General features: G+C 63.7%; 4 protein-coding genes. All 4 read left to right on the top strand.

Going from position 1 to position 3,268, the window contains the following annotated elements; translation table 11 throughout:
• A partial coding sequence (locus tag VKM35_RS07705; RefSeq protein WP_324320059.1) for a DMT family transporter occupies positions 1 to 467 on the top strand: 467 nt, incomplete at its 5' end.
• A 185-nt stretch (positions 468 to 652) separates the two neighbouring features.
• Entirely contained in the window at positions 653 to 2,017 is a 1,365-nt protein-coding gene (locus tag VKM35_RS07700; protein ID WP_324320057.1) for a hypothetical protein, read from the top strand.
• 10 nt (positions 2,018 to 2,027) lie between these two features.
• Positions 2,028 to 2,939: a metal ABC transporter substrate-binding protein gene (locus VKM35_RS07695; RefSeq protein WP_324320055.1), complete on the top strand. Its 912-nt coding sequence runs from the start codon at positions 2,028 to 2,030 to the stop codon at positions 2,937 to 2,939.
• Positions 2,936 to 3,268, top strand: a 333-nt coding sequence (locus VKM35_RS07690; RefSeq protein WP_324320053.1) for a hypothetical protein, incomplete at its 3' end; no start/stop codon positions are given. The genes VKM35_RS07695 and VKM35_RS07690, both read left to right, overlap by 4 nt.

Genomic DNA, 3,268 nt, shown 5'->3' with positions numbered 1-3,268 from the left:
TGCGTCTGGGCGTGGCGATCGGCGCGCTGTCGGCCTTGCTGGTGGCGATCTTCAGCGCGCTCAACAAACGCTTCATCGAACGCGCCGATGCCTACACCGTCACCTGCATCGAACTCGGAGCAGGCGCGATTTTCCTCACTGTGCTGGCGCCGCTGCTGCCGCACGTCGGACCGGCGTTCCCGCTGCCCGGCCTGCATGACGCCTGTTTGCTGTTGGTCCTCGCGCTCGTCTGCACGCTGCTGCCGTTCGTGCTGTCGCTGGTGGCGCTGCGCCAACTCACGGCGTTCAGCGCGCAACTCGCCGTAAATCTGGAGCCGGTCTACGCAATCGCGCTCGCGGTGCCGCTGCTGGGCGAACAGCACGAGCTCAGCCTGCGCTTCTATCTGGGCGTCGCGGTGATCCTGGCGGCGGTTTTCGCCCATCCGCTGCTGGTGCGTACCGCGCCTGCCAAGCCCGCCAATATCTGACCCCGGCGCTAAGGGTCCGGGCCAAGCGCCTGATGCCATTAATTTTATTTAATTTGGCAAAGTCGGTGAATTGATAGAATATAACATTGCAGCCGCCTGCCCCGGCCCGGATCTTCGTCCGTGTCAGGGTCCGGCGGCGACGGCGCCCCCTCGCCGGAACCCTTCATCTTTTCCCGGACGTGCCCATGCGCCAGACCCTGATTTCGCTTTGCCTGGTATCTGCGATCGCCTCGCCCGCGTTCGCTGCCGACAAGACGCCGCAGCAACGCATCAGCGAGCTCGAAGCCCGCGTCAAAACACTTGAGGCAAATGCCGAGGCCCTGCGCACGCAGGCCGCCGACGCCGTTGCCGCCGCAAAAGAAGCACGCGCCGCGATCGAGGAAATGAAAGCCGCGCCGCCCGCCACCGCCGTGGCCAGCGAGGCGCCGGCGGCCAATGAAGCCCCCGCCGAAGCACCGGCTCCCGAAACCGCCAGCGCCAATGGCAACGCTTTCAACCCCGCCATCAGCATCATTCTCAACGGCGCCTACGGCCATCATTCGCTCAATCCCAACCTGTATTCCCGCGCCGGCTTCCCGCTGGCCGGCGGCGCCGGTCCGGGTCCGCAGGGAATTTCGCTGGGCGAGAGCGAGGTGTCTTTCGCTGCCAATATCGACGACAAACTCTACGGCCAGCTGACGCTCACTGCCGAAGACGAAAACGGCGAAACCCACGTCGGCGTCGAGGAAGCCTTCATCGACACGACCACGCTGCCGCACGGTTTCAGCCTGCGCGCCGGCCGTTTCTATTCCAACATCGGCTACCTCAACAGCCATCACGCGCACACCGATTTCTTCTACGACCGTCCGCTCGCCTATCAGGCCTTCCTCGGCAACCAGTACGGCGATGACGGCGTGCAGCTGCGCTGGGTCGCGCCGACCGATCTGTTCCTGGAATTCGGCGGCGAAGTTTTCCGCGGCCAGAATTATCCGAGCGGCGGTGCCGCTCATGCTGGCGCCGGCGTGAAGACCTTGTTCGCGCATGCCGGCGGCGATGTCGGCGTGGAGAGCTCCTGGCTCGCGGGCGTGTCCATGCTCAAGGCCAACAGCGACAACACCGAGGACGGTTTCACCGGCGCGAGCAAGTTGTACATCGCCGATGCGACCTGGAAATGGGCACCGCAGGGCAATTTCAAAGATGGTGGCGTGACCCTACGCGGCGAGTACTTCCGCGAAAATCGCGATGGCCAGTTCACCGACACCGCCAATCCGATGCTCGACCAGCCTTGGGTCGGTACACGCAACGGCTACTACCTCGAAGGCGTATATCGCATCAACCGCAGTTGGGATGCCGGCTATCGTTACGACCACCTCAGCGCCGATCGCAGCGGCCCGTATGCCAGCAGTTACGATCCGGTGCGCAACAGCCTGATGCTGACCTGGCTCAACAGCGAATTCAGCCTGGTGCGCCTGCAATACAGCCAGGACAAACCCAATCCCACCGATATCGACAACATCCTGACCCTGCAATACCAGGTCAGCCTCGGCGCCCACGGCGCGCACAAATTCTAAGGACGCATCGATGAAACTTTTCCTGGCAAGCGTGCTCGCCCTTTCCGCCCTGGCCGCGACACCGGCGCACGCCAATCTCAAGGTGTTCGCCTGCGAACCCGAATGGGGCTCGCTGCTGCAAGAACTCGGCGGCGACAAACTCGATGTCGACGTCGCCACCTCCGCGCTGCAGGACGTGCACCAGATCGAAGCCAAGCCCAGCCTGATCGCGAAAGTGCGGCGCGCCGACCTCATCGTGTGTTCCGGCGCCGAGCTGGAAATCGGCTGGCTGCCACAACTGATCCGGCAATCGGGCAATCCGAAGATCGGCTCGGGCGCGGGATCGTTCATGGCCGCGAGCCAGGTGACGACGCTGGAAAAACCCACCGCGCTCGATCGCGCCAATGGCGACGTGCACCCGGAAGGAAATCCGCATCTGCAGATGGATCCCAACCGCATGCTGACGATCGCCAAAGCGCTGGACGCGCGCCTGGTGCAACTGGATCCGGCCAATGCCGCGACCTATCAGCAGCGTCTTGGCGATTTCTCCGCGCGCTGGAGCGCAGCGATCAAGCGCTGGACCGCGCAGGCCGCGCCACTCAAGGGCCGCAATATCGTCGTGCATCACAACAGCTGGATCTACCTGACCAACTGGCTGGGCATGCATGAGATCGGCTCGCTCGAACCCAAACCCGGCGTCCCGCCGACCAGTGCGCACCTGGTCAGCCTGATCGGCATCACCAAGAGTTCGAATACGCTCGCGATCGTGCGTACCGCCTATCAGGACTCGAAGCCCAGCGAATGGTTGTCCGATCACACGGACGTACCGGCCGTGAGCCTGCCCTTCACCGTTGGCGGCGATGCGCAATCGAAAGATCTGTTTGGTCTGTACGATTCGACGATCGCCAAATTGCTCGCCGCTGCCAAGGGAGCGAAACCGTGACGTTCGAAGGTCTCGACATCGCCATTCTCGGCCCGGCCTGCCTGGCCGGCCTGATCGTGTTGTCCACGCATGTGCCGCTCGGCAAGCAAGTGCTGTCGCGCGGCATCATCTTCATCGATCTCGCGATCGCCCAGATCGCCGCACTCGGCGTCATCCTTTCGCAGTTTCTCAATGTCGACGATTTTCTGGTGCAGCACCTCGGTGCCGGCATGTCCGGCTACGGCGTGCAGATCGTCGCGGTGGCGGCAGCGCTCGCCGGCGCCGGCCTGCTCGCATGGACCGATCGGCGTTGGCCGGAATACCAGGAGCCGCTGATCGGAACCCTGTTC

It is taken from the genome of Arenimonas sp. (genome assembly GCF_035312645.1).
Lineage (GTDB): Bacteria > Pseudomonadota > Gammaproteobacteria > Xanthomonadales > Xanthomonadaceae > Arenimonas.
This window is presented reverse-complemented; position numbering and strand designations above follow the sequence as displayed.

Excerpts from the sequence above, each read along its gene's own strand:
- VKM35_RS07695 (WP_324320055.1), top strand. The coding sequence starts at position 2,028 with ATGAAACTTTTCCTGGCAAGCGTGCTCGCCCTTTCCGCCCTGGCCGCG.
- VKM35_RS07700 (WP_324320057.1), top strand. The coding sequence starts at position 653 with ATGCGCCAGACCCTGATTTCGCTTTGCCTGGTATCTGCGATCGCCTCG.